The organism is Blastocatellia bacterium (genome assembly GCA_016713405.1).
In the GTDB taxonomy this organism is placed as follows: Bacteria; Acidobacteriota; Blastocatellia; order Chloracidobacteriales; family JADJPF01; genus JADJPF01.
Map to the genome: position 1 here is coordinate 32,746 of JADJPF010000015.1, position 25,244 is coordinate 57,989.

19 protein-coding genes and 1 pseudogene are annotated in these 25,244 nt (G+C 34.1%); 13 read left to right on the top strand and 7 right to left on the bottom strand.

The annotated features are described in order from the left end of the window. The first annotated feature begins 70 nt into the window (after positions 1–70). On the top strand, positions 71–586 hold the full coding sequence (locus IPK14_17245) for an NUDIX hydrolase (GenBank protein MBK7995059.1): 516 nt from the start codon (positions 71–73) through the stop codon (positions 584–586). A 49-nt stretch (positions 587–635) separates the two neighbouring features. On the opposite strand, the gene IPK14_17250 is transcribed toward IPK14_17245, so the two are convergent. The 3 genes from IPK14_17250 to IPK14_17260 all read right to left on the bottom strand — a co-directional run bounded on the left by IPK14_17250 (position 636) and on the right by IPK14_17260 (position 4,770). After that, positions 636–1,718 carry a serine/threonine protein kinase gene (locus tag IPK14_17250; protein ID MBK7995060.1) on the bottom strand — a complete coding sequence of 361 codons (1,083 nt, stop codon included), beginning with the start codon at positions 1,716–1,718 and terminating at the stop codon, positions 636–638. Between the two features lie 214 nt (positions 1,719–1,932). Further along, on the bottom strand, positions 1,933–3,102 hold the full coding sequence (locus IPK14_17255; protein ID MBK7995061.1) for a thermonuclease family protein: 1,170 nt from the start codon (positions 3,100–3,102) through the stop codon (positions 1,933–1,935). Positions 3,103–3,228: 126 nt separating this feature from the next. Further along, positions 3,229–4,770: an MFS transporter gene (locus tag IPK14_17260; protein ID MBK7995062.1), complete on the bottom strand. Its 1,542-nt coding sequence runs from the start codon at positions 4,768–4,770 to the stop codon at positions 3,229–3,231. Positions 4,771–5,019: 249 nt separating this feature from the next. Between IPK14_17260 and IPK14_17265 the strand changes: the two genes are divergently transcribed. Continuing rightward, on the top strand, positions 5,020–5,235 hold the full coding sequence (locus IPK14_17265) for a hypothetical protein (protein ID MBK7995063.1): 216 nt from the start codon (positions 5,020–5,022) through the stop codon (positions 5,233–5,235). Between the two features lie 161 nt (positions 5,236–5,396). Then, positions 5,397–6,521, top strand: coding sequence for a response regulator (locus IPK14_17270; GenBank protein ID MBK7995064.1), 1,125 nt, complete (start codon positions 5,397–5,399; stop codon positions 6,519–6,521). 19 nt (positions 6,522–6,540) lie between these two features. Here IPK14_17270 and lepB read toward each other — a convergent pair whose 3' ends face one another. Beyond that, complete coding sequence (gene lepB, locus IPK14_17275) at positions 6,541–7,176, bottom strand: signal peptidase I (GenBank protein MBK7995065.1); 636 nt, start codon at positions 7,174–7,176, stop codon at positions 6,541–6,543. 693 nt (positions 7,177–7,869) lie between these two features. Here lepB and rpmE point away from each other — a divergent pair. The 6 genes from rpmE to IPK14_17305 all read left to right on the top strand — a co-directional run bounded on the left by rpmE (position 7,870) and on the right by IPK14_17305 (position 15,615). Then, positions 7,870–8,079 (top strand): 50S ribosomal protein L31, encoded by a 210-nt coding sequence (gene rpmE / locus IPK14_17280; GenBank protein MBK7995066.1) that lies wholly within the window; start codon positions 7,870–7,872, stop codon positions 8,077–8,079. 205 nt (positions 8,080–8,284) lie between these two features. Then, positions 8,285–9,382: a DUF1385 domain-containing protein gene (locus tag IPK14_17285; GenBank protein ID MBK7995067.1), complete on the top strand. Its 1,098-nt coding sequence runs from the start codon at positions 8,285–8,287 to the stop codon at positions 9,380–9,382. 67 nt (positions 9,383–9,449) lie between these two features. Then, positions 9,450–10,526, top strand: coding sequence for a peptide chain release factor 1 (prfA, locus tag IPK14_17290; protein MBK7995068.1), 1,077 nt, complete (start codon positions 9,450–9,452; stop codon positions 10,524–10,526). Positions 10,527–10,777: 251 nt separating this feature from the next. After that, on the top strand, positions 10,778–11,977 hold the full coding sequence (locus IPK14_17295; protein MBK7995069.1) for a hypothetical protein: 1,200 nt from the start codon (positions 10,778–10,780) through the stop codon (positions 11,975–11,977). Between the two features lie 13 nt (positions 11,978–11,990). Continuing rightward, positions 11,991–14,936, top strand: coding sequence for a TonB-dependent receptor (locus IPK14_17300; GenBank protein MBK7995070.1), 2,946 nt, complete (start codon positions 11,991–11,993; stop codon positions 14,934–14,936). Between the two features lie 226 nt (positions 14,937–15,162). Beyond that, positions 15,163–15,615: a DUF2721 domain-containing protein gene (locus IPK14_17305; GenBank protein MBK7995071.1), complete on the top strand. Its 453-nt coding sequence runs from the start codon at positions 15,163–15,165 to the stop codon at positions 15,613–15,615. A 30-nt stretch (positions 15,616–15,645) separates the two neighbouring features. On the opposite strand, the gene IPK14_17310 is transcribed toward IPK14_17305, so the two are convergent. The 3 genes from IPK14_17310 to IPK14_17320 form a co-directional block, all read right to left on the bottom strand. Next, positions 15,646–16,944 (bottom strand): UDP-glucose/GDP-mannose dehydrogenase family protein, encoded by a 1,299-nt coding sequence (locus tag IPK14_17310; protein MBK7995072.1) that lies wholly within the window; start codon positions 16,942–16,944, stop codon positions 15,646–15,648. Positions 16,945–16,980: 36 nt separating this feature from the next. Next, positions 16,981–18,315, bottom strand: a complete 1,335-nt coding sequence (locus tag IPK14_17315) for a nucleotide sugar dehydrogenase (protein ID MBK7995073.1) — start codon at positions 18,313–18,315, stop codon at positions 16,981–16,983. Between the two features lie 88 nt (positions 18,316–18,403). Further along, positions 18,404–20,530, bottom strand: coding sequence for a hypothetical protein (locus IPK14_17320; protein ID MBK7995074.1), 2,127 nt, complete (start codon positions 20,528–20,530; stop codon positions 18,404–18,406). 713 nt (positions 20,531–21,243) lie between these two features. Between IPK14_17320 and nuoH the strand changes: the two genes are divergently transcribed. The 4 genes and pseudogenes from nuoH to nuoL all read left to right on the top strand — a co-directional run bounded on the left by nuoH (position 21,244) and on the right by nuoL (position 25,229). Then, positions 21,244–22,278: an NADH-quinone oxidoreductase subunit NuoH gene (gene nuoH / locus IPK14_17325; GenBank protein ID MBK7995075.1), complete on the top strand. Its 1,035-nt coding sequence runs from the start codon at positions 21,244–21,246 to the stop codon at positions 22,276–22,278. A 15-nt stretch (positions 22,279–22,293) separates the two neighbouring features. After that, complete coding sequence (locus IPK14_17330) at positions 22,294–22,797, top strand: NADH-quinone oxidoreductase subunit J (protein MBK7995076.1); 504 nt, start codon at positions 22,294–22,296, stop codon at positions 22,795–22,797. A 14-nt stretch (positions 22,798–22,811) separates the two neighbouring features. Further along, positions 22,812–23,114, top strand: a complete 303-nt coding sequence (gene nuoK, locus IPK14_17335; protein ID MBK7995077.1) for an NADH-quinone oxidoreductase subunit NuoK — start codon at positions 22,812–22,814, stop codon at positions 23,112–23,114. A gap of 34 nt (positions 23,115–23,148) precedes the next feature. Further along, a pseudogene (gene nuoL / locus IPK14_17340) lies at positions 23,149–25,229 on the top strand (NADH-quinone oxidoreductase subunit L). The last annotated feature ends 15 nt before the right edge of the window (positions 25,230–25,244 follow it).

The window sequence follows — 25,244 nt, forward strand, 5'->3', positions numbered from 1 at the left end:
CACTTTATAGAAGTTTGATAAGATCTAAAGGTACGTTAATAGTAAAAATCTTAGGGAGAAATCATTATAAATGACTACAAATTATCCAAAACCTTCTGTTACAGTAGACACAATTATTTTTGCTTTACACCAACAAGATATAAAAATTTTGCTAATAAAGCGTAAATATCCGCCTTTTGCTAATAAATGGGCAATTCCTGGAGGGTTTGTAGATGTAAATGAAGCTTTACCTTTAGCCGCAGCTAGAGAATTAGAGGAAGAAACAGGGCTAAAGGGTGTTGAATTAAAACAATTTTATAGTTTTGGTGATCCTGGACGTGATCCAAGAGGTCATACAGTAACTGTTGCCTATCATACTTTTTTAGCTGATCTTCCAACAGAAGTAACCGGAGCAGATGATGCAGATAAAGCAGAATGGTTTTCTATTAAATCTTTGCCGGAAATGGCTTTTGACCATAAAGAAGTATTGGATTTAGCTATAAATGATTTGAAAAATAGAGTAGAAATAACTTTGAGGCTATCAGATTTTTTTAGTGGTGAGTTAAAAATATCTGATTTGAGAAGCATTAATGGAATATTTAAATAGATAAAATTTTATTAAAATAGCCTCTTCCAAAAGAGGCTATTTTAAGGTTTTAACGAGCGAAGACCAAACTAAGTAATCTTTGCCAAAAACTTTTCTTTTGCTCAGGAGGAGGTGGAGGAGGTTTTTCTTGTTTTGGCTCTTCTTTAATAGGAATTTGCTTAATTTCTGGAACTTCTGCTGGAGCATTAGACAAAGCTTCTTCCAATTCCTGGGCTAAAACAGCAGCAGATTGTTGTCGATCTTTAGCTTGCTTAGATAAGGATCGCAAAACAGATTGTTCTAATCTAATAGGGATTTCCGGCTTTATTTCACGAGGAGGTTTAGGTTTTGCCTGAATATGTTGCATTAGCAACATTGCTGAGGTTTTACCAGTAAAAGGAACATTACCAGTAAGCATTTGATAGAGTATTATCCCCATACTATAAATATCAGAACGGTTATCCAATTCTAGACCTTGAGCTTGTTCAGGTGAAATATACTGAGGTGTCCCTACCACAACACCAGCACTAGTAAGATTAGGGTCTTTGCCACTTTCTTTCATTTTAGCAATAGAAAAATCTATTACTTTTACTTTTTCTGTGTCTTTACCATAATCAAGGATCAAAATATTATCGGGTTTAAGGTCTCTATGGATAATAGATTTTTGGTGAGCAACATCAACTGCTAAACAAACTTGGCGCATTATTTTTACTGCGCGGCTGCTTTCAATAGTAGTTTCTCTTTTTAAGACTTCTTGTAAGCTTATACCATTAATTAACTCCATAACTAGGTACAAGACATTATCTGATGTTACGCCAAAGTCCATTATAGAAATAGCATTTGGATGATTAACTGTGCGGGCAGAACGGGCTTCACGTCGAAAACGTTCTACAGCAGTGCTATCAGTAACTAAATGTGGATGGAGAATTTTGACTGCTACGGGCAGTCCCATATGTAGATGTTTGGCTTCATAAACATTACCCATACCACCTTTACCAATTAATCTTTCAACTTGGTATTTGGCATCTAAAACCAAACCAACAAACTTATCTGGAGATTCTTCATCATCAACTAACCTTTTGCCATCATTTGGACAAAAGACCGCTGTTTCTGCAAAAAGCTGACTGCAGGCTGGGCATTTTTTCTTGGCCATTATCTGTTCCTGTTTTTTATTAATATATTATTATTTAATACTGAGATTTTAATAAGCCCTATATAAGTTACGACTTTCTTAGCCAAGAATCAAGAAAATCCTGAATATAATTTAGTAAAAGAAGCTAATATGATGTTTTATTGATGTAATAATTCAGGAGTTTAGCATAGTAACCCGCTAAAAATTAATAAAAATTAACGGGTTACTAACAAGATTAGATGTTACCAATAGCGATCTGCATTTTTAAGGCACTTTGTCTTGTAAGATAAAATTTAGTTGTTCCATCTCTTCCACTTAAATTAAGAACTAAACCACCATCTTTTCCAGTTGAAATTGTGACACTAGTTCCATATTGACCGCCAAAACTACCAACAGATGTTTGTACAGCAGTAAGAGTAGGTTGACTATCAGTTCCTTTACTTAAAAGTTTTTCTAGATCTTTTAGACCATTGTATGTAGTAATAAAGGTAATTTCTTTGTTTTCTTGTTTTATGCTGATGCGATAAGAGGTTCCTATTACTTTGTTAACAGCTTTATAAAGCTCTAATTTTTGGCTTTGGTCAAAGGCAGAAAAAAATACTGAACGAGTAACATCGTAAACTTGCTTAATGTCTTCATCTGGATCATTATTTTTTATTGTTGTGTTATTTGATGTTGCAGGGCGGGTATTAGGATTTGTTTTTCTTAAATCATCCATGCTCATAGCAGCAGGGGGACGGTTATTTGAATTGTTGGATGTGTTGCTAGTAGGACGATTAGTAGCTAAATCATTAAGGGTTACACCTGGGCCTTGTAATATTGGAGTAGAGGGACGAATATAAATTAAGTTTAAGCTTGGTTCTGGTTCTTGAAAGCTTTTTCCTTCAGCTTCAGCTATTTCTATTGGAGACTTCTCAGAGTTGGCCCAAATACCTACTTTTTGTTTACGAGCTTGTGCTTCAGCAGATTTAAGTGCGCCATCAATTTGTAGGTCTTCTTTTGCTGGTGTATAAAATCCAACTCCTAGTTTTAGAAGTTCTGTGTTTGCAATATCTTTTTCTATTCCACGTGAAAAAGTAACATAAATAAGTGCGCGACCAAATTGATCTCTATGGCCTAAACTTCCATAAGCACGATCAAAAGATATTTCTATTTTTTTACCTAAAAGCAAATCTTCCGTTAAAGCACGTGCTTGATCTCCAAATGGTTGTCCTTCTTTTTTACCATGTTTAGCTTGTGGGGAGGTTATTCCTATTAATTTGGCTACTTCACCATTATCTAATACTAAAGTGTCAGCATCTTGAACACTTATAACAACACGATTTTTCCAAGGGTCAATTTGAGCAAGTAATAAAATAGGGAAAAATAACATTGTCAAAGTTGCTAACCAAAAATTCTTGAGCATAAGCAAATCTCCAAACACATCAAATTACTAAAAATTTTATTGTTTTCTTATTATGCTTATAAATGATTTTCTTTGCAATTGTAGATATAAATTCATTTCTTTTAACAATTACCTAGCACTTTTCATTTAGTGAGAGGTATTGACTTTTTCTTGTTCAAGCAAAGAAATTTCCTTAAATTCATTTGATTGACTGCTTGGAATTAATAAAGCTGTTAAGAGTCCAAGTAGAGAAAGAAAAAAACAAATTGTAAATATTGAGTGTAAAGAATTTGATAGTCCTTGGGCAAATATATTTATTGACTCAAAACTTAAATTAAGACGAGTTGAAGAATCAAAAATTATACTAGGATTATCAACTATTTGTGTAAGTTCTTGTCTTATTTGAGAGTTAGAAGCTTGTGCAGTTATTTTTGCTAAACTAAAAGCTAGCATACTTCCTAGTATACCTGTACCTAATACACCTCCAATATTGCGGAAAAATTGAGTTGAAGAAGTAACTACACCTAGTAGTTTATGCTCTACCTGGTTTTGTACAGCCATCAATATAGCAAAAGTAGCAAAACCCATGCCTATACCAATTGTTGCTATACTTAGGTAAATATAATATTTATTGCTGTTAGGGTTTATAGATAAAATAAGAAGAAAGTTTCCTAAAACTAGAGCTATCATTCCTAATATTACTAAAGGACGATAGCCAAAGCGTAAGATTAATTTACTGCTTATAAAAGAACTAAAAATCCAGCTAAATAATAGAAACATAATAGTTTTACCAGCTTCTGTTGCCGTGGATTTTAGAACAGATTGCATAAAAAGTGGTACAAATGACAATGTTCCAAAAAGTACACATCCTAATAAAAAGTTTCCTACACTACTAATTAGAAAGATTCGTTCTTGAAATAAACTAAGCGGTAATATTGGTTCAACAGCTTGTTTTTCAAAATAGATAAAGGCAAACAATAGAAGTAAACAAATTAGTAATAAACTTATTGTTATTAAAGAAGAGGAAATTTCTTTTGATTCTAAACAAACTATTAATAACAGAGAAATTAAAGCTGTTAATGAAATGGCTCCAGAATAATCAATTTTAGGTTTAGTTGTAGCAATAGGTAAGTTCTTCATACTAAAACTAATAACCAAAGTGGCTAACAAGCCAAAAGGGATATTTATATAAAAAACCCAACGCCAAGAAAAATTATCACTAATAAAACCACCTAAAACCGGCCCAAGTATAGAGGCAATACCCCAAACACTACTAAATAAGCCTTGCATTTTAGCTCTTTGCTGTATGGTGTAGATTTCTCCAATAATTGTTAATCCCAAAGGAATAATTGCTCCAGCCCCAAGACCTTGTAAGGCACGAAAAATGATCAATTGATTCATAGATTGGGAAAGCCCAGAAAGTGCTGAACCAATTAAAAATATACTAATACCTAATAGATAAGCAGAACGTCTTCCATAAAGATCAGAAAGTTTGCCCCAAATCGGCATGCTAACAGTAGAAGTAAGTAGATAAATAGAAAAGACCCAGCTATATCTAGCCAATCCACCCAGACTTGCTATTACTGTGGGCATTGCTGTTGAAACAACAGTTGATTCCATTGCCGCAAGTAACATTCCTGTTAATACTGCAATAGTAATCCATAAACGTTGTTGTCTAGATAGTTGCATAAAGTGTTTTTCCTAGTTTGACAAATTAAAAAAATACAAAACATAATAAGTAACAAAAATGAATCTACGCAATAGATCTAAACATAGTTGAACTATTTGCCAAAAGTAGTGACAATAACAAAAAACTTGCGCTACTATAACTAAAAATATTTAGTTATATCAGAAATTACTTAAAGTAATCTAAAGAATTAAACATATAAATAAGCTATAGTTTTTTATTGCTAAGGACAATAAGTTTTAGAGGTGATGATGTCATCAGAAGCAAAAAGCATTTTTTGTGAACATATTAGGGTAGGCGATAAACCTTTGTTTGAAGATGATGATCCAACAATAGATAGTTCACAAGTGGAAACAGCACCTGCTTTTCAATGTGGATTAAGTGTGCAGCCCTGTCGCTATGCAACACGTAAAAATCAATGCCCCACTTATCAAAATTATTTAGTAAAACTTTCCTCTATAAATTAGTTAAGTAAAAAGTTAAGATTATTAAAAATCTTAATTTTCTGTTAAAAGTGCTTTTATAATAAACTATTGATTTGTTAGTTATTTGGAAACAAAGAAAATATTTAGACATTTAGATAATCATATTTTTGTTTTATAAAAGATTTTATATATTTAAGGATGTTATGGGTACAATACTTGTTATTGATGATGATAAATTTATTACAGAAATAATAGCTAGATTTTTAAATAAGCATAATCATGAAGTATTAAAAGTACATAAAGGTAAAGAAGGTATCAAAATAGCTATAGATACATTACCAGATGTTATTTTACTAGATCAAGTAATGCCAGATATTGAAGGCACTGCTGTTTGTGAGACCTTAAAAAATGATGAAAGAACAAAAGATATCCCAATAGTTTTTGTTACTTCTAAGGTTGAGTTAGATGATCAAGTACAAGCCTTAAGACTAGGAGCGCATGACTATATTTGTAAACCTATTGAGCCAAAAGAGTTAATTGCTCGTGTTGAGGCTGCTTTAAGGATCAAATATCTTCAAGATCAATTAAAAGATAAGTTACGCATTAGCCAAGAATTAGAAGAAACTCGCCAACATTTACTTGAACAATATATGAATTCTATGTTTGGGCAACTAGCAGAAAGTCTAATGCATGAATTAAATAATCCTTTAATGGCCGTTATTGGACTAGCAGAGCTAGTAAAAGGACGTGGTTTATCTAGAGACAATCAATTGTTATCCCATATGGAAATGATTAGAGATATGGGATTAAGGGCTAGTGCTAAACTAAATAGTCTACTCTGTATTGCTAAAGATGAAGGTAGTAGTATAAGTATTGATGTTAATAAAATTGTTAAAGATGTTGTTGAATTAGTAAATGCACATCTTTTAATTGCAGGTGTGGAGTTAAACTTAATCTTGCAAGATAACATAAAGGAAATTAAAGGTAATCAAAGTCAAATTGCTAGAGCCATACTAGCCTTAATAAATAATGCTATTGAAGCTACAGAAAAAAGTTCAGATATTAGCAATAAAAAAATTGCTGTTCATACATCACAACTACCAACAGGAGAAGTTAGTATAAAAGTCTATAATTTTACAGGACATATTTCTGAAGATATAAAAGAAAAACTGTTCCAACCCTTTTTTACTACCAAAAAGAGTAATTATCATGCAGGTTTAGGATTATATTTTGTCCAAAATATAGCTAAAGACCATAAAGGTCATATTAATTGGGAAAGTACATTAGAAAATACTTGGTTTGAGGTAGTTTTACCAGTTAATCTATAGACTCACGTTTTTATTTAGGTTAATCTCCTATAGATCCAATACTATCTAAAGGCCAATAGCGAAATATTGCTTTACCATAAATATATTTCTCTGGTACTAGTCCCCATGCACGACTGTCATTAGAAGCATCCCGATTATCTCCCATTACAAAATAATGGTGTTCATCAACTATCCAATAACGATTGGGTATTACGTTAGATGTATATTCGGCAGAAAGATAAGGCTCAGGTACATAACTATTATTAATGTATAATTTACCGTTAGTAATACGGATTTCATCCCCAGGCACACCTATTACTCTTTTAATAAATGATTGACTTGGGTTTTTTGGATACCAAAAAACTACTATATCTCCTCTATTTATTGACTCAAATTGGTAAATAAATTTATTAATAAAAATCCGTTCTCCATCATGTAACTTAGGCAACATACTTGTGCCTTCTACTTTTACTGGTTGAATAACAAAAATAACTATCATTAATGCAACAGTAGCAGCAAAAAGAAAATCCCTAGTTAAAGATTTAGCCTCACTAAACCAAACTTTAGAACTAGGAGTTTCTTTGTCTAAATTTACTAACTCTATTTGTAAATCATCTGTAGGTAAAAAACCTTTTAGAGGAGTATTTTTATTAGGGCGAATATAAAGACTTGGCATTGATAACTTTTGTTTTTTAATTGCTTTTTGACTAGAAATAAACAAATCTTCTTTTGTGCTTTCTTTTAAGGTCAGGGCTATCTGATTATTGATTGTTTGGTTTTCTAACATAGCCTTGCCTAGGGCATCAGCTTCATCTATTTCTGTTATTGGCAATGCTTTATCTAAAACTATTTTATCTACTAATAAATTTATAGGTTGATCTAATAAACAAGTTGCTGATTGCAGATCTGTTAAAGGTATTTCAATTATATTAGAATTAGTTGTAGATAATACACTTTGAGCATTTTCACTATCTATGTTATTTTTAAGTAAGTTATCGTGTGTAGTAGGATTATGTTTTTCTGTTTCTAAAGTTGGTTGAAGGTTGTTTTTAACTTGAGTAGTTAGATCTCTATTTTCCATAAAATTTTGTTTATTTGAATTTTTAATAATTTGTATTGCTATTTGAAATTTTCTTTGGCTACAAAATTATAACCTAAATATACTTAGAGCAAAATAATTCTATTGCCTAATAAGTTAGATAAGAAAATTTTGTTTCAAAAAATTTTTGATTTTTTAAGAACTAAAGCTAATCTTAAAATTATATGGATAATTTAAGCGATTAAGCTCTTGACAGAAAGTAAATAAACAAACTATCTTTACTGTTTCTGTTTTCAACATACAAATTCTTAACCTAAGTGGAGAAAAACCTTGAAAGAGAAAATTCATCCTCAATACAATGTAATTACTGTTAGTTGTTCTTGTGGAGAACAATTTCAAACTAAATCAACCAAAAAAGAATTAAGACTAGAAATTTGTTCTGCTTGTCACCCTTTTTATACTGGCAAACAAAAGCTAATTGATACTGCTGGGCGTGTAGATAGATTTAACAAGAAATACGCACGCGCTATGCAAAAATAAGTTACTATAAGCGAGGTTGGAACTGGTGAAATACACGAGAGGAAAAATAAATTAATGTCCACTCATCCAACCAAACTAAGCTATATACACTAGCTAACTAAAAACCACAATATTAGTCTTAAGTAAAATGCTACTTTGATAGCGTTACTTAGGTCTAGTGTTGTGGTTTTTGCTTTTAGTTAAGTTTTTTGCAAAGGGAAATTTTATGAAAGAAGAAGAAATTATTGTTGGTGGACAAGCTGTTATTGAGGGTGTAATGATGCGTGTGCCAAATGCTTATGCTGTGGCTGTACGCCGTCCCGATGGAGAGATAGTTAGCTTACAAGAAAAACTTCCTCAACATAATATAAAATTCCCTTTGTTAAAGTTACCTATAGTTAGAGGTAGCGTTACTTTAATACATTCAATGTTACTTGGGGTTAAAGCCTTAACATTTAGTGCTAATGTAGCAATTGAAGCCGAAGAAATAGCAGCAGGTAAAACGCCAACAAAGAATACTCAAACTACAATTTTTGCTATTTTGCCTGCAATTGGGTTTAATTTACTGATTTTTGTCTTTCTACCATTGTTTTTAACAAATCTGATTTTTTTAATGGCACGTGGGGAAAATTTTGAGAAATACCATCAACAAAATTTAATAAACAACCATCAAAGCATTGAAAGCCCAAACAACACAGGTACTTGGCAAAATAAAGCTTATGAAACGCTAGAAAAAGTAAAATTTTATGTTCGACCCGTTAGACCATCTCTACTTTTTAACTTAGTAGATGGTGTAATTCGTATGTTGTTATTTTTAAGTTTTATTACTTTGATTTCTCGAATGGATGATATTAAAAGAGTCTTTCAATATCATGGGGCAGAACATAAGGTTGTTTATAATTGGGAATCTGGCAAAGCCTTAACTGTTGAAAACGCTCGTTGTCAACCACGTCAACATCCTCGCTGTGGTACATCATTCTTAATGATTGTTATGTTAGTAAGTATTATTACTTTTTCTATTATTAAATTTGACACTTTTTTGTTGAATTTTCTAGCTAGAATTTTTTTAATTCCTTTAGTTGCAGGAGTTTCTTATGAATTTATTCGTTTTTCTGCCCGATGTTTAGCAAACAAAGATGGAAATCTAAAAACTAAAAATGTTTTAGCTGTAGCGTTATTTCAATTTTTAACTGCTCCAGGGCTTTGGCTACAAAATATTACTACTCAAGAGCCATCTGATGATCAATTGGAAGTAGCTATTTATGCCTTAAAAAAAGCCTTAGAAGTAGAAAATCCAACTACTCTACAATTAGCCGCAGATTGATATTAGAAAGCTAAAACACTCAACGGATTGCTTAATAAAATTTACTTGAGATTATAGAGGCAAAGTTATGTTTGAAAAATTAGCGTCAATAGAAAATAAATATGAAGAATTAGCTCAACAAATGAGCGACCAAGAAATTTTGTCTGACCCTAGTCGTTACACAAAAATTGCTAAACAACATCGTGACTTAACAGAAGTTGTTAATAAATATCGTATTTATAAAACTTCTTTAGATGAATTGGAACAAGCCAATGAACTCTTAAGAGAGTGTGACGATCCAGAAATGCGAGCCTTAGCTAGAGAAGAAGTTGGTAGTGAAGAAAAAAGACTTTCTCAGACAGAAGAAGAATTAAAAGTATTACTACTACCAAAAGACCCAAATGATGATAAAAACGTGTTGTTAGAAGTTCGTGCTGGCACAGGTGGCGACGAAGCTGCGCTTTTTGCAGCAGAAATTTTCCGTATGTATGCCCGTTATGCTGAACGTCACGGATGGAAGCTAACAGTTTTAGATTCTTCTGAAACAGGTATTGGGGGGCTTAAAGAAGCTGTAGCAATGATTGAAGGCGATAAAGTTTATTCTAAGCTTAAACATGAATCAGGTGTTCATCGTGTTCAACGTGTTCCACAAACGGAAAGCTCTGGGCGTATTCATACTTCTGCTGTAACAGTTGCTGTTTTACCTGAAGCAGAAGACGTTGATGTTCATATAGATATGAAAGATCTAAGAATTGATACTTTTTGCTCTTCTGGGCCAGGGGGTCAATCAGTAAATACTACATATTCTGCTGTAAGACTTACTCATATTCCTACTAACACCGTAGTTTCTTGTCAGGATGAAAAATCTCAAATTAAAAATAGAGAAAAAGCTATGCGAGTTCTACGCTCTCGTTTGTTAGAAGTTGAGCGACAAAAACAACAAGATGCAATCTCTGCTGAAAGAAAGCAACAAGTTGGCTCAGGTGATCGTAGCGAGAAAATTCGTACCTATAATTTTAAGGATAACCGAGTTTCAGACCATCGAATTGGTTACACTGTTCATCAATTGGATATGTTTATGGATGGAGAAATCGGAGATCTAATCCAAGCACTTATTACTTATTATCAAGCAGAAAAACTACGTCAACAAGCTGAAGCAGCCTAAACAAATTAATATAAATGTTTAGAAATTGGCTAAAAGCTGTGTAAAGTATTTAGGCAATTTTAAGTATTCATACTTGTAAGCTATGCTAAAGAATAAAACCTGCTAACACAGGTTTTATTTTTTTATAAAAAAGGCAAAATTATCTAAAATTTACACTTTCGCCAGTAAATTTCCAAACTTGTAAATAAGTGATTAAGTCTAATGAGGCAAATGAGCAAACCAATAAGAAAAAATTTAGGAGGCTCGAAAAGATGCGCTTAATTATTTGCTTTTTTTTATTATTTTTAACTTTAACTTGGAGCAATGTTGCTTTAGCTCAAACTCAAACAAACACACCTGCTACAACTCAAGCCAATCCTAGGATTTTAGGCGAAGTGAAAGAAATTAATAAACAACAAAACTATTTAACAATTAAAACTCCTAATGGAGAATTTCGCGTTAATGTAGCAAGTAATGTTGTTTGTAAACGTGTTGCTCCTGATGCAAAAACTCTGGATGGAGCAGAAGAAATTACTTTTACTGATATTATGGCTGGAGATCGTGTCTGGGCTAGAAATACTACTGCCGAAACTACACCAAATTCAGTACAAGCTAAACAACTTGTTTTAATGAGTGCTACTTCTATTGCTGAGCGTAATCGCCAAGAAAGAGATAGTTGGCAACGTAGGGGGGTTGTTGGTGAAATTACTGAGATAAATTCAACTACCAAAGAAGCTACAGTGAAGTTAAGAAATGGAAGCACTATGGTAGTAACAGTTACCCCTCAAGCAGATGTTCGCCGCTATCCCCCAGGATCAGTTGAGTTTACAGATTCTAAACCAATAAGTTTTGAAGAAATTAAAATAGGGGACACTATTTTTGGACGTGGTGAGCGTAGCGAAGATGGAAAGAATTTTCGTGCAGAAATGCTAATTACAGGTGATGTTCCTCGTCCAACTTTTGGGCAAATTGTTTCTATCAACTTAGAAAAACAAGAAATTATAGTAAGAGGCCAAGGACAAGAAACCCTCATACAAGTAACTGCACAAACTCTTCTACGTAATATGCCAGAAAATCTAGGTGGCCCAGCGGCTACAGACCCAAATAGACCTCCAAGAACAAATAACCCAGATCAAACTAATCAAACTAACCAAGTTAATCAAACTAACCAAGCTAACCAAGCTAATGCTACTGGGCAAAGTCCAAATCCTGCTCGTCGGGAAGGTTTTCAAGGTGGGCGAGGTGGTATGTTTAACCCTAATGAAATGATAGAAAGACTACGTAATGCACCAGCAATACAATTAACAGATCTAAAAGCAGGAGAATTTATTGTTGTTAACGGGCCAAAACTAGAAGATGGTAAATCTATTAAGGCTTTATTTTTGGTTAAATTACGCATTCCTACCAATAATCAAAATACCCCCGCAATTAGTCCTAATGGCGGTGGCTTTGGGGAAATAGGGCCACAATAAAGGGGGGTTAAAAATGAAAAAATTAAGTAAATGGAAAAGAGAATTTTTCCTAAATTGCTGTTTAGAAATTGCTAGGTTAGTTGGTATGGTTGGGCTTACTTTTTGTTTAGTTTCCACAAGTTATGCACAATCTAAGCAAAATACTAAGTTAAAAGGACAGGTTTTAGATGAATCTGGGGCAAGTTTAGCTGGTGCAGAAGTTACATTAACTGAGGTTAATGGTAAAACTACTCAAACTGTTTCTTCTGAAAAAGGAGACTTTGAATTTTCAAGAGTTGATTTTGGTACTTACACTCTAACTGTTTATGTACCAGGCTTTACTGTTTATGAAAGTTCAACTTTTAGCGTTGGAAATACTTCTCTTACACCTTTAGAAGTTCGTCTTGCTGTAGCTGCTGTAACAGAACAAGTTACAGTAGATTCTAGCTCTCCTGTTAGTCTTTCTTCAGAAAATAATGCTACAGCAATAGTATTAAAAGAAAAAGATTTAGAATCGTTACCAGAAGATCCAGATGAACTAGCTAGCGCGTTACAAGAATTAGCAGGCCCGGCTGCTGGCCCAAATGGAGCGCAACTTTTTGTTGATGGTTTTAACGGTCTTCGTGTTCCTCCAAAAGGCTCTATTAGGGAAATTCGTATTAATTCTAATCCTTTTTCTGCTGAATATGACCGTCTTGGTTTTGGGCGAATTGAAATTTTAACTAAGCCTGGACTTGATAAATTACATGGTGAAACTTTCTTTAATTTTAATGATGAAAGTCTTAATGCTCGCAATGCTTTTGCTCCTTTTCGCGCACCGCTTCAAATAAGACGTTTTGGAGGTAATTTATCTGGAGCAATTAAGCCTAAAAAAGCTTCATTTTTCTTGGATTTTGAACGTCGAGAAACAGACGAAAATACTTCAATTAATGCCACTATTTTAGATAACAACCTTTTTGCTGTTCCTTTTTCTGATGTAATCTTAACTCCTCAAAGGTTTACTACTTTTTCAACTCGTGTAGATTATCAACTAGATCAAAAGACTACTCTTGTAGGACGTTATAGCTTTACAGATATTAGTAGACAAAATCAAGGAATAGGTAATTTTGCTTTAGATTCTCGCGGTTTTGATAGCACGATTCGTAATAATGTACTAAACTTTACTGCCACAACAATTATTAGTCCTAAAGTCATTAATGAAATACGTTTGCAGATGACTCGGCAATCATCTACAAGTCAAGGGGATAATTCCACGCCTTCGCTTAATGTTTTAGGGGCATTTTCTGGAGGAGGTGCGCAAGTAGGGCTTAATCGTCGAACAGAAGATAGTTTTGAGTTACAAGATTATATTTCTTATGCCTTAAGTACTCATACCTTAAAAACAGGTGTAAGGCTTCGTGGAACTAGAATAACTACCAGCAACACAGAAAATTTTGGAGGAAGCTATAGTTTTGCTGGTGATGTTAATCGTGATCCAATTACAGGATTACCCGTAGGTGGGACAATTACTAGTTTAGAGCATTTTCGCCGTACTTTATTGGGTTTGCCTGGTTATCGTCCTTCTCAATTTTCTGTTAATTCAGGAGATCCTTTTGTTTCTGTCAATCAATATGATGTAGGGCTTTTTGTACAGGATGAATGGAAAGCAAAACAAAATCTAACGGTTTCTTTGGGCCTACGTTATGAAGCACAAACAAATCTAAATGCAAAATATAATTTTGCTCCACGCATTGCTGTTGCTTATGCTCCTCGTTCAGGTGCCAACAATTCAGCCAACAAGCTAGCAACTGTAATTCGCGGAGGTTTTGGCATTTTTTATGATCGGTTTAGTGAGGGTTTTACTTTAGAATCCCGTCGCTTAGATGGAAATCATATTACCCAATTTATCGCTACTAATCCTGACTTTTTTCCAAATATTCCTGATCTTTCTAGTTTGACAGCATTAAGACCTATTCGCCGTCAAATTGAGCCTAATTTGGAATCTCCTTATGTAATGCAATTTGCTTTAGGAGTGGAACAACAACTTCCTTATCAATTAGTTACAACGGTAAATTACTTATTTGCTCGTGGTAATCATCTTTTACGCTCACGTAATATAAACGCGCCGTTGCCAGGCACTTTTACTGGTATTCCTGGGTCAGGCATTCGCCCACTAGGAAATATTGGAGATATTTATCTTTATGAAGCAAGTGGGATTTCTAAAATGCACCAACTACGAGTTGGACTTTCACGTCGATTAGGGCGGGTTAGTTTCTTTTCTAGTTATGCTTATACAAAAGCTGATACTGATGCAAATGGAGCAAATGATTTTCCTGCTAATAGTTTTAATCTAGCTCCTGAATATGGAAGAAGTTCTTTACAAGTAAGCCATCAAGTATTTTTAGGTAGTACAATCACCGCACCTTATGGAATTAGAGTCAATCCTTTTTTAATAATTCGTTCAGGTCGTCCATTTGATATTACCACTGGGCGAGACAATAATGGGGATACTCGTTTTACTGATCGCCCCTCTTTAGTTGCACCAGGAACACCTGGCAGTATTACAACAGAATTTGGCACTTTTAACCCAAACCCTAGACATGGTGAGCAAATTATCACACCAAATTTAGGTGATGGGCCAGGTTTTGCATCCTTAAACTTGTCTTTAAGTCGCACTTTTAGCTTTGGTACTAAGCAAGCTGATGCAAATACTCAAGTTAGTGGCGGTGGAGGCCCAGTTGCAGGTGGTTTTGGTGGTGTGGCAGGTCGTGGAGGCCCGGGTGGTGGACGTGGTGGCGGTGGACGTGGCCCAGGTGGATTTGGTGATGCAGGAGATGGTAATAAACGCTTTAATATGGTACTTACATTTAGAGCCTCTAATTTATTTAATCGTACTAACTTAGGGGGTTTTACAGGTTCTCTAGGTTCACCAATTTTTGGGACTGCTAATTTTGCTAGTGAAGCAAGACGAATTGAAATGCAGATGCGCTTCCGCTTCTAATAAGTTTTACTGGGTTTCTTAACTTAAAATAGCCAGACTAAAACTAGTCTGGCTATTTTGTTTATTATCTACTTTTTAACAAGGAGATTACAGCCCATTTTTCTTATTTCAAACTTACGTTAAGTAAATACTGCAAATACACTTAAGTTTATTAGATTGTTGTTTAAGTTATATATGTTAAAATGGGTCGTCTGCAAAATAGTAAAATATTGAGAAAAGACAAATTATGCAAATAATTGAAATAAATGAAGTTACAAAAATACTACAAACTGCAATTTCTCCTGTAGTTTTAGTTTCAGGTGTTGGGTTATTAGTACTTTCTATGACAAATCGATTTGCTAGAACTACGGATCGCGCTAGGGCTTTAGCAAGGGAGATTGAGGAGAAAAATATTGCTACAGATGATGTAAATAACTTAAAAGCTCAAATAGGAATACTTTATAAGCGTTCAAAAATACTAATGTTTTCTATTAGTTTTGCTATTACTAGTATATTTTTTGTTTCTTTATTAATAATAGCTCTATTTTCTGCCTCCACATTAGGGCTACATATTAACATTATAATAACAATTTTTTTTGTACTTAGCCTTATTTCTTTAACTATTTCCTTAGTTTTATTTATTAAAGAGATAAGTTCATCTCTAAAAGCATTAAAACTAGAAATCAAAGAGCTTTTATAATAGGTGATTTCTAGTTTTAGATGGCTTTCTTTAACGACCTACACCAACATAATCAAAGCCTAATTTGCGGATATAGTTGGGATCATAAATATTGCGTAAATCAGCAATTGCAGGCTGTTTCATCAATAGTTTAACTTTTTCTAGGTCAAGTTTGCGGTATTGGTTCCATTCTGTAAGAAAAACTAGTAGATCTGCATCAGTTGCAGTTTCATAGGCATCATTGCAAAACTTAACTTTTGGAAGTAAAGTAGCCGCCTCGCTCATTGCTACAGGGTCATTAGCTTTGACATTAACACCTAGTTCTAAAAGTTCATTTACAACTGCAATGCTAGGGGATTCTCTGATGTCATTAGTATTAGGTTTAAAAGCTAATCCTAAAACTCCAATAGTTTTATCTTTAGGATTGCCAAGCATGGTTTTAATTTTACTTACCATTAAATCTTTTTGACGTTCATTAACTTCGATTACAGAACGGACAATTTTGAAATCGCACTCTACACGATTAGCTAAATGTAGCAAAGCACGAGTATCTTTAGGAAAACAAGAGCCTCCAAAACCTGGGCCAGGATGAAGAAATTCTGGGCCAATACGTTTATCTAAACCCATAGCACGGGCAACATTATAAACATCACAACCTAAACGGTCACAAAGCATAGCAATTTCATTAATAAAAGAAATTTTAGTAGCTAAAAACGCATTAGAAGCATACTTAATTAATTCTGCTGTTTCTATGCTAGTTATTACAAACGGAATATCAATTAAGTAAAGTGGGCTGTATAAATCTTTTAGAATTGCAACTGCTTGTGGGTCAGAGCAGCCAATTACAATTCGGTCAGGGTGCATAAAGTCTTCAATAGCAGCACCTTCACGTAAAAATTCAGGGTTAGAAGCAACAGAGAAATGACTTTCTGATTGAGAGTTTTCTGTAATTATTCTTTTAACTAAAGCTCCTGTACCTGCTGGAACAGTGCTTTTGGTGACAATTACTTTATAACCGTTTAGATGTTTACCAATTTCTGCTGCTACTTCGGCAACTTGGGAGAGGTCTGCATCGCCATCTTCACGCGCAGGAGTACCAACAGCAATAAAGATTACTAAAGATTTTTTTACTGCTTCTGCTAAATTTGTAGTAAAGCTTAAGCGGCCTTCCTTAAAACCTTTATTAATAACTACATCTAGTCCAGGTTCATAAATAGTTGGTTCACCAGCCATTAATCTATTTATTTTGTTTTCGTCTTTGTCAACACAAGTAACATTAACTCCAAACTCAGCAAAACAAGCTCCTGTCACTAAACCAACATAGCCTGTTCCAATAATTGCGATATTCATAAATTTTCCTTGTCAATAAAATTTGGTTTGTAAGTTTTATAATTTGATAACTTTATCTAAATTTTCTGTTACATAACGTGTAGCATTTCGAGTATCAATTATTAATGGGGCATGATCGACTATAAATTGATAATTAAAATCGCTGTGATCTGTAACAATTATTACTGCATCAGAGTAGGTTAATACAGTACGATCTATTTCTACGCTTTCAATAACAAGGTCATTTTCTAAAACTAAAGAAGGCACATATGGGTCACTATAAGCAATAATAGAGCCTTTTTGATGCAACTTTTGCAGAATTTCTAAGGCTGGTGATTCTCTAACATCATCAATATTTCGTTTATAGGCAACACCTAAAACTAATATTTTTGACCCATTTAGAGGTTTACGATGTTTATTTAAGGCATCTGAAACTATTTCAACAACATGACTTGGCATATTAGAATTAATTTCTTCTGCTAAGGAAATAAACCTAGCTTCAAAGCCATGCATACGAGCTTTCCAAGATAAGTAAATAGGATCTAGTGGAATACAATGACCGCCAATGCCGGGGCCAGGATAAAAGGGCATAAAACCAAAGGGTTTGGTAGCGGCTGCTTCTACTACTTCCCAAACATTTACACCTAAAGCATGGCATAACATAGCAATTTCATTTACTAGGCCAATGTTAACACTACGAAAAGTGTTTTCTAGTAATTTAGTTGTTTCTGCTACTTTAGCAGAAGATACTTTGTGAACATTACCAATTACTTTTTGGTAAACCGTAGCAGCAATTTCGGTTGAAAGCTGCGAGACTCCACCAACTACTTTAGGAATATTACCTGTATGAAATTGAGGATTACCTGGGTCAACTCGCTCTGGGGAAAATGCTAAGAAGAAATCCTGATCAACTTTTAAGCCTGTTTCCTCAAATAGTGGCAATAAAACTTCATCTGTTGTACCAGGATAAGTAGTGCTTTCAAGCATTATTAATTGTCCTGGGTGCAAATGAGTTTTGATAGCTTCAGCAGCAGCTAAAATATAAGAAATATCAGGTTCTTTTGTTTTACTTAAAGGTGTAGGGACACAAATTATTACAATATCTGATTCTGATAAAACATCAAAACTTGTACTAGCACTAAAAAGCAGGTTTTCAACCAGTGTTGAGACTTTTTCACTAGCAATATCTTTAATATAAGAAAAACCTTGGTTTAACTCTGCTACTTTTTCTGGGTTAGTATCTATTCCTAATACAGAAAAACCAGCTTGACCAAATTCTACGGCTAAGGGTAAGCCAACATATCCTAAGCCAATAATTGCTATACGTGCTTGTAGGGAAGAGATTTTACTAAGTAAAACATTTTGGCTACTTAAAACTGTGCAACTACTCATTAATAATGCTCCTAAAAACAAAAAATAATGCTCTTAAAATGTTAATAGGCCACCAAAAGGTGGCCGAAGGAATTATTTACTGGTAGATTTAAGGTAAGACGACTCGGCGAACTCTATGATTACCTGAATCTACTACTAAAATGACTTTATCTTCTATCATAAGCATAAATCTTGGATCACGAAATGCTACTTTTGGTGCTGATCCGTCTTCAAAACCTCTAGCACCACCAATAACCGTTGTAACTACTCCATCAGGCGTAACTCTACGGATACGGCTGCCATCAAAATCTAGTACATAAAGATTTCCAGCCATATCAAAAGTAGATGAAATTGGGCCTTTTAGGACTGCAAAAAATCTATTGCCATCTCCAAAAGTAGGACTATTAACATTTACTTGGTTTAATGCGCTAGATTGAATGCGGCGACGAAGGCCAACAAATACCTGTACTTGATTGGAAGACATATCTACTTGGCGAATTGAGTTATTAGAAAAATCACTAACAAATAGTGTGTTATTTCTCATTATTAACCCTAATGGACGGTTAAACTGTACGCTATTTCCATTTCCATCAGAAAGGCCAGGAAAACCATTACCTAAAACTGTAGAAACAGAAGTTGCCTCACCATTTTCTAAGGTAATTTTACGAATTACATTATTAAATGAGTCAGATATTAATAGATTTTTGTCCATATCTATTGCAATTCCATAAGGGCCAGAAAAGACGGCTCTTGAAGGAATATCATCTAAAAAGCCCATTTCGCCTACACGTTCTTTAGTACCATCTTCATTTCTTGCCATTCGACTTTTACCTGCAATTGTGTCAACTGTAAAAGTACCTGAACTATTAGGTCGTAATCTTCTGATAGCTTCATTACCAAAGTCTGTAACATAAATAGTGTTATCAGGAGTAACAACAATTCCAATAGGATTACTAAAGCGTACTGTAGGATTATTTTTATTTATTTCATCTGTATCAACATAACCAGGTATTCCATCAGGATCTCCTGCTATGGTGACAAGTTGACCTGAGCTTGGGTTAAATCTTCGGATAGCGTTATTGGTTTGATCTGCAATATAAATCATTCCATCTGGCCCAACTGCTAATTGGCTTGGATTAGTTAGCAAAGCATCTTTTCCTGAGCCATCAGTAAAACCTGGAAAACTACCTAATATTGTTGAAACTGTACCAGCAGGTTCTACTACTAAAGGGACAATATTTGTTGTTCCTTTATTGGTGCTAAGCTGTAAATTTAATGTAGTTGGACTTTCAAGTTGTTTAGTTCTAACAACTATTCTTATAGTACGTCTACTTAATTCTGTAACATCATCTTTTTTAATTTTTATTCCATTAAATGTAGCTTCTTTAAAGTTTTCTAGGTTTGCACCTATAACAATCATTTCTACATCTTTTGTACCAGCAACAATGTTGGAGGGATCAATTGAATAAATTAAAGGGGTTTTATCAGAAGGTGTGACATCAAATAGTAAAGTTTCTGAGTCACCAACATTAGGAGTTACTACTTTTACTGTTATTTGTCCTACTTTAGTAAATAAGCTTGCATCAAAAGTTGCTTCAAGCTGAGTAGTTTTCTTTTTACCTTTTTGTAATGTTACTGGGACAGATTGACCATTAACAAGTACAATACTATCTTTAGTAAAGTTACCACCTTTAATTTTTACTTTAGTTGTTTTTGCTCCAAGATCTGCACTACTTGGTTCTAACTCAGTTAGATTTGGCCCAGGAGAGGCAATAGTAATATTAAAAGTGTTAGAAAGAGTTCCATCACCATTTTCTATTTGAACAGGCAATGTACCAACAAAAGTAGTTTCAATAGGATCAACTGTTCCAATTGCAAAAGAAAGTTCGCCTTTGCGTCTAATTTGTGTAGTGGTCTTAAATCCACCAACTCTAACAATTGATTTGCTAGTAAAGTTATTTCCTTGAATTTCTACACCAAAGTTAGTAGCAATTTCATTAGCAATAACAATTCTAGGGCGAATTGCAGTAATTACTACATCACTAGCAGCAACAACATCAATAGTATCAGTATTTGATATTGTTCCTTTGGACATTACAGCAATAGTAATTGTACCTGGTTGAGCAATTAAATTGGCTGGAACAGTGCCAATCAAAGTTCCCTCTTGGAATTGAGTATTTACAGGGCTACCATTAACTATTAATGAAGAATCTTTTTTATATTTGCTTTTACCCACCACTCTAACGCGAAGTTCGCTATCTCCAGCAGTTACTTTTTTAGGAAAAATATTTTTAATATTAGGAGTATTGTTTTTGGGCCAGAGCTTGGTTAGGATTAATAAAAACTAAGCTAAAAAAAACAATTAAAAGACTAAATATCAGTCCTCGCATAATTTTTAACCTTCCTCAGTATCAAACATAAGCTAAAATAATGTTGATAAAAATTTTTTAGATACACAATTAAGAAATCAGCAGTTTAACAAACTTACTCTGCTATCTTCAACCTAGATGCCTTAATTGTTTCCTAAATATCTTATAAATCAATTACTATTACTTTTGATAACTCAATAAATTTAAGATACTAGATTTAATTTATTTCCCTTTTGTTTTATTCCAAAGAAAATAGTTTAGATAAATAACCTAGTGTATTTACCGTTTTAATTTTACTAGATTCTAGCTTAAAGCTATAGATGTTAAACACCAGAATTGGATTAAAAGTTTAATTAGCTCCAAAAATTTTTGTCTCTCATGGATTTATAAATACTCCAAAAAATATATTTAAGCTGTTGTGGCTAGGATTGCTTAACAATTAGGAACAAAAGCTTGAGTATAAATAGAGTTTCTCTTATCCTATTGCATTGTCAAAATTAGTTCCTCTAAATCTTTTAAGAGTTCAGTTAAATTTTTAGTATTTTGTTAGGAAAGCAACTTACTTTCTCAGGATATTATTATGGACATAGCTCTATTAATTGAATGGTCAGTCAAAATAGGCATAGTATTTTTTATCTTGATGACAGCCTTAGCCTATATTGTTTTATTAGAGCGTCGGCTACTAGGTTTTATCCAAATGCGTTTAGGCCCTAACAGAGTTGGCCCATTTGGACTTCTTCAACCTTTAGCTGATGGAATTAAATTCTTCTTTAAGGAAGAAATAATTCCTCATGAAGCAGATCGCGCACTCTATATTTTAGCTCCAATGGTTGCCTTAATTCCTGCTTTAACAACAGTTGCTGTAATTCCTTTTGGTGAAAGTGTAACTGTTAGCCTTTGGGGTTATACTCGTGAAATAGGACTTTATATTACGAAAGTAGATGTAAGTTTACTTGTAGTCTTTGCCTTAACCAGCATGGGAATTTATGGAATTGTTCTAGCAGGTTGGTCATCCAATAATAAATATTCTTTAATGGGTGGTTTGAGATCTTCAGCACAAATGATTAGCTATGAATTAGCTATGAGTTTAGCTGTTGTTGGAGTAGTAGTTTTTAGCGGATCTTTAGATTTAACACAAATTGTTAAAGAGCAAATGAATACTTGGGGCGGCATTATACCTAAGTGGAATATATTGACTCAACCTATAGGATTTTTATTATTTTTGATTGCTGCTATTGCAGAAACTAATCGTGTACCTTTTGACTTACCAGAAGCAGAAACTGAGCTAGTCGCAGGTTTTCACACAGAATATAGTTCTATGAAATTTGCTATATTCTTTATTGCTGAATATGCCAATATGGTGACAGCATCTTCAATGGCTACTTTACTATTTTTAGGCGGTTGGCACGGGCCATTTGTAAAAGAACTTCCCCTACTTGGGCCAATTTACTTTACCTTAAAAGTCTTATTTTTCTTGGTTTTATATATTTGGCTACGCGGCACTTTGCCACGTTTTCGCTATGATCAGCTAATGAAGTTTGGTTGGAAATTTATGATTCCAGTGGCTATAGCCAATGTTGTTTTGGTAGCTGGACTTGCTTTACTTTTATTTTAATTAATAGGGATTATTATGGAACAGGCTTTTTTCCTTGTTTTAGCGGTTTTATCAGTAGGCGCAGCCTTAAGCGTAGTAATTCAACGTAGCCCACTTTATAGTGCTTTTTCCTTAATTGGTTTATTTGCTTGTCTTGCCGCGCTTTATGTTTCCTTACAAGCACAATTTCTTGGTGCTATTCAAATCATTGTTTATGCAGGTGCGATTATGGTTTTGTTTATCTTTGTGATTATGTTGCTTAACATACGCAAAGATGCTCAAGTTTTAGATAAGCATCGCTATCTTTGGGTTTTAGGTGTCCCTTTTGGGCTAGTGCTAGCTATAGAAGTTCTTTATACCTTATCTAAAGTAGCAAAAGTTAGTATTGATAAACCTGCTATAGGGGATAGCCAAAGTATAGGTTATGGCCTGTATACTACTTATTTAATGCCATTTGAGCTAACTTCAATACTAATTTTACTTGCAATAGTTGGTTCAGTAATTTTGGCTCGCCGAGATGATGAAAAAGAAGAGAATTAAGGAGAGATATTTTTATGGTACCGCTTTCCTGGTATTTAGCTTTAAGTGCAGTGCTTTTTACTATTGGTGCTGTAGGAGTTTTTGTTAAACGAAATGTTATTTCTATCTTTATGTGTATTGAGTTAATGCTTAATGCAGTAAATTTAACCTTAATTGCTTTTTCTTCTTATTATAGAGAAATTTCAGGTCAACTATTTGTCTTTATTGTAATGACTGTTGCTGCTGCTGAAGCTGGTGTAGGATTGGCTTTAGTCATTGCTGTCCTTCGTAATCGTCAATCTTTGGATGCAGACGACGCAAATTTATTAAAGCTTTAGAAATTTTGCCAAAAAAAGTATAGAGGCATTATAAATGTTAAGAGTAATAGTTTTTGCGCCACTTCTAGGTGCTATCATTTTAGGTTTATTTGGTAAACGCCTTTCTGAACGTATCATTGCACTAATTGCATGTTCATCAATCGCTGTTTCTACAATAGCCGCTTTTGCCGCTTTTGCAAAATTACTTGCTCAACAACCTGACTCAGCAGGGGTACGTAGAATTAGTGATACTTTGTTTACCTGGATACAAGTAGGAGCATTTAGAGCAGACTTTGCTTTTATGCTTGATCCCCTTTCAGGTGTAATGATTTTGTTTGTTACTGGTGTAGGGCTTCTTATCCATATCTTTGCAACGGCTTATATGTCTGGTGAAGATAGCTATTACAGATTTTTTACTTACTTAAATCTGTTTATGTTTATGATGATTACCCTAGTGCTAGCAGACAATTATTTAATGATGTTTGTTGGCTGGGAAGGTGTTGGTCTTTGCTCTTATCTATTAATTGGTTATTATTTCCTAAGAGATTACGCTAATGACGCTGCTAAGAAAGCTTTTATTGTTAATCGTATAGGTGATTTTGGCTTTGCTTTAGGTGTAATGTTAATCTTCTATCACTTTAATACTATTAGCTTTATTGATAAGACTGGTATTGCTAGCGTATTTACTTTAGCTGCTAATAAACCCATTGAAGATCTTGCCAGCACAGCTTTATTTGCTGGTGGTTTAACAACAATTGCAATACTTCTTTTTATTGGTGCAACCGGAAAAAGTGCGCAAATCCCTCTTTACGTCTGGCTTCCAGATGCAATGGCAGGCCCAACACCAGTTTCTGCACTAATTCACGCTGCTACAATGGTTACAGCAGGCGTTTATATGATTGTGCGTTCCAATATGATTTTTGGTAAAGCACCAATGGCACTAACCATAGTTGCTGTTGTTGGAGCTTTAACAGCCTTTTTTGCCGCTACAATAGGTATTGCTCAATGGAACATTAAAAAGTCCTGGCCTACTCTACAGTTTCACAGCTTGGTTATATGTTTTTAGCTTGTGGTGCAGGTGCTTTTGGCCCAGCATTTTTCCACGTTGTTACACACGCCTTCTTTAAAGCTTTACTCTTTTTAGGTTCAGGCAGTGTTATCCACGCAATGCATCATAATGAAGATATGCGTACTATGGGCGGCTTAAGTAAATATCTAAAAATTACTTTTGCAACAATGGGTGCTGGTACACTTGCAATTGCTGGTTTTCCTTTACTTTCAGGTTTCTTTAGTAAGGATGAAATTCTTTGGAAAGTAAGAAGTTCTACTGTTCTACCAGGTAGTTTAGGCACTATTCTTTGGTTACTAGGTCTACTAACTGCTGCTATTACAGCTATTTATATGACCCGTATGATGGTTATCACCTTTTTTGGTGAGGAACGCTTTAGAAATGCTCATCATGATGATCACGGTCATAGCGGACACGACGATCATAAAGCTCATGATGATAAACATGGGCATGATTCACATGGCGGACATGGTGGAAATCCTCATGAATCACCTTTAGCAATGACAATTCCTTTAATTGTTTTAGCTATTCTTTCTGTAGTTGGTGGTTTTATGGGTGTTCCAGAAGGTCTAGCAGAAAAATTTCTCCCTCATTCACTACACCATTATACACATAGCTTTTATGCTTTCCTTCAACCAGTAATAAGCGTTCCAGTAATTGCTGGTAATGGTGGGGAAGCTTTAGCAAAAGACCATGGAGCAGAGTTAGTTTCTACAATTCTTTCATCCATAGTTGCTTTAGTTGCAATTGGCATTGGTTATCTCGTCTTTAAAGGCAAACCTTTAATGCAAATGCCTGCTTTCCTTGAAAACAAATATTTTATTGATGAAATTTATGATGCAGTTATTGTCAATCCATTAAAAGCTATTTCTACAACAGGACTTTGGAAATTTGTTGATGTTGTAATTATTGATGGTAGTGTTAATGGACTTGCTAAATTAGTAAATTTAACTGGTAGTGGACTACGCTATTTACAGCCAGGTATAACACGCCTTTATGCTGCCTTTATTTTTGGTGGGGCAGTGTTTGTTATTGGTTGGTTTTTTTATGTAGTCGTCAATCGGTAGTTAATAATTTATTGC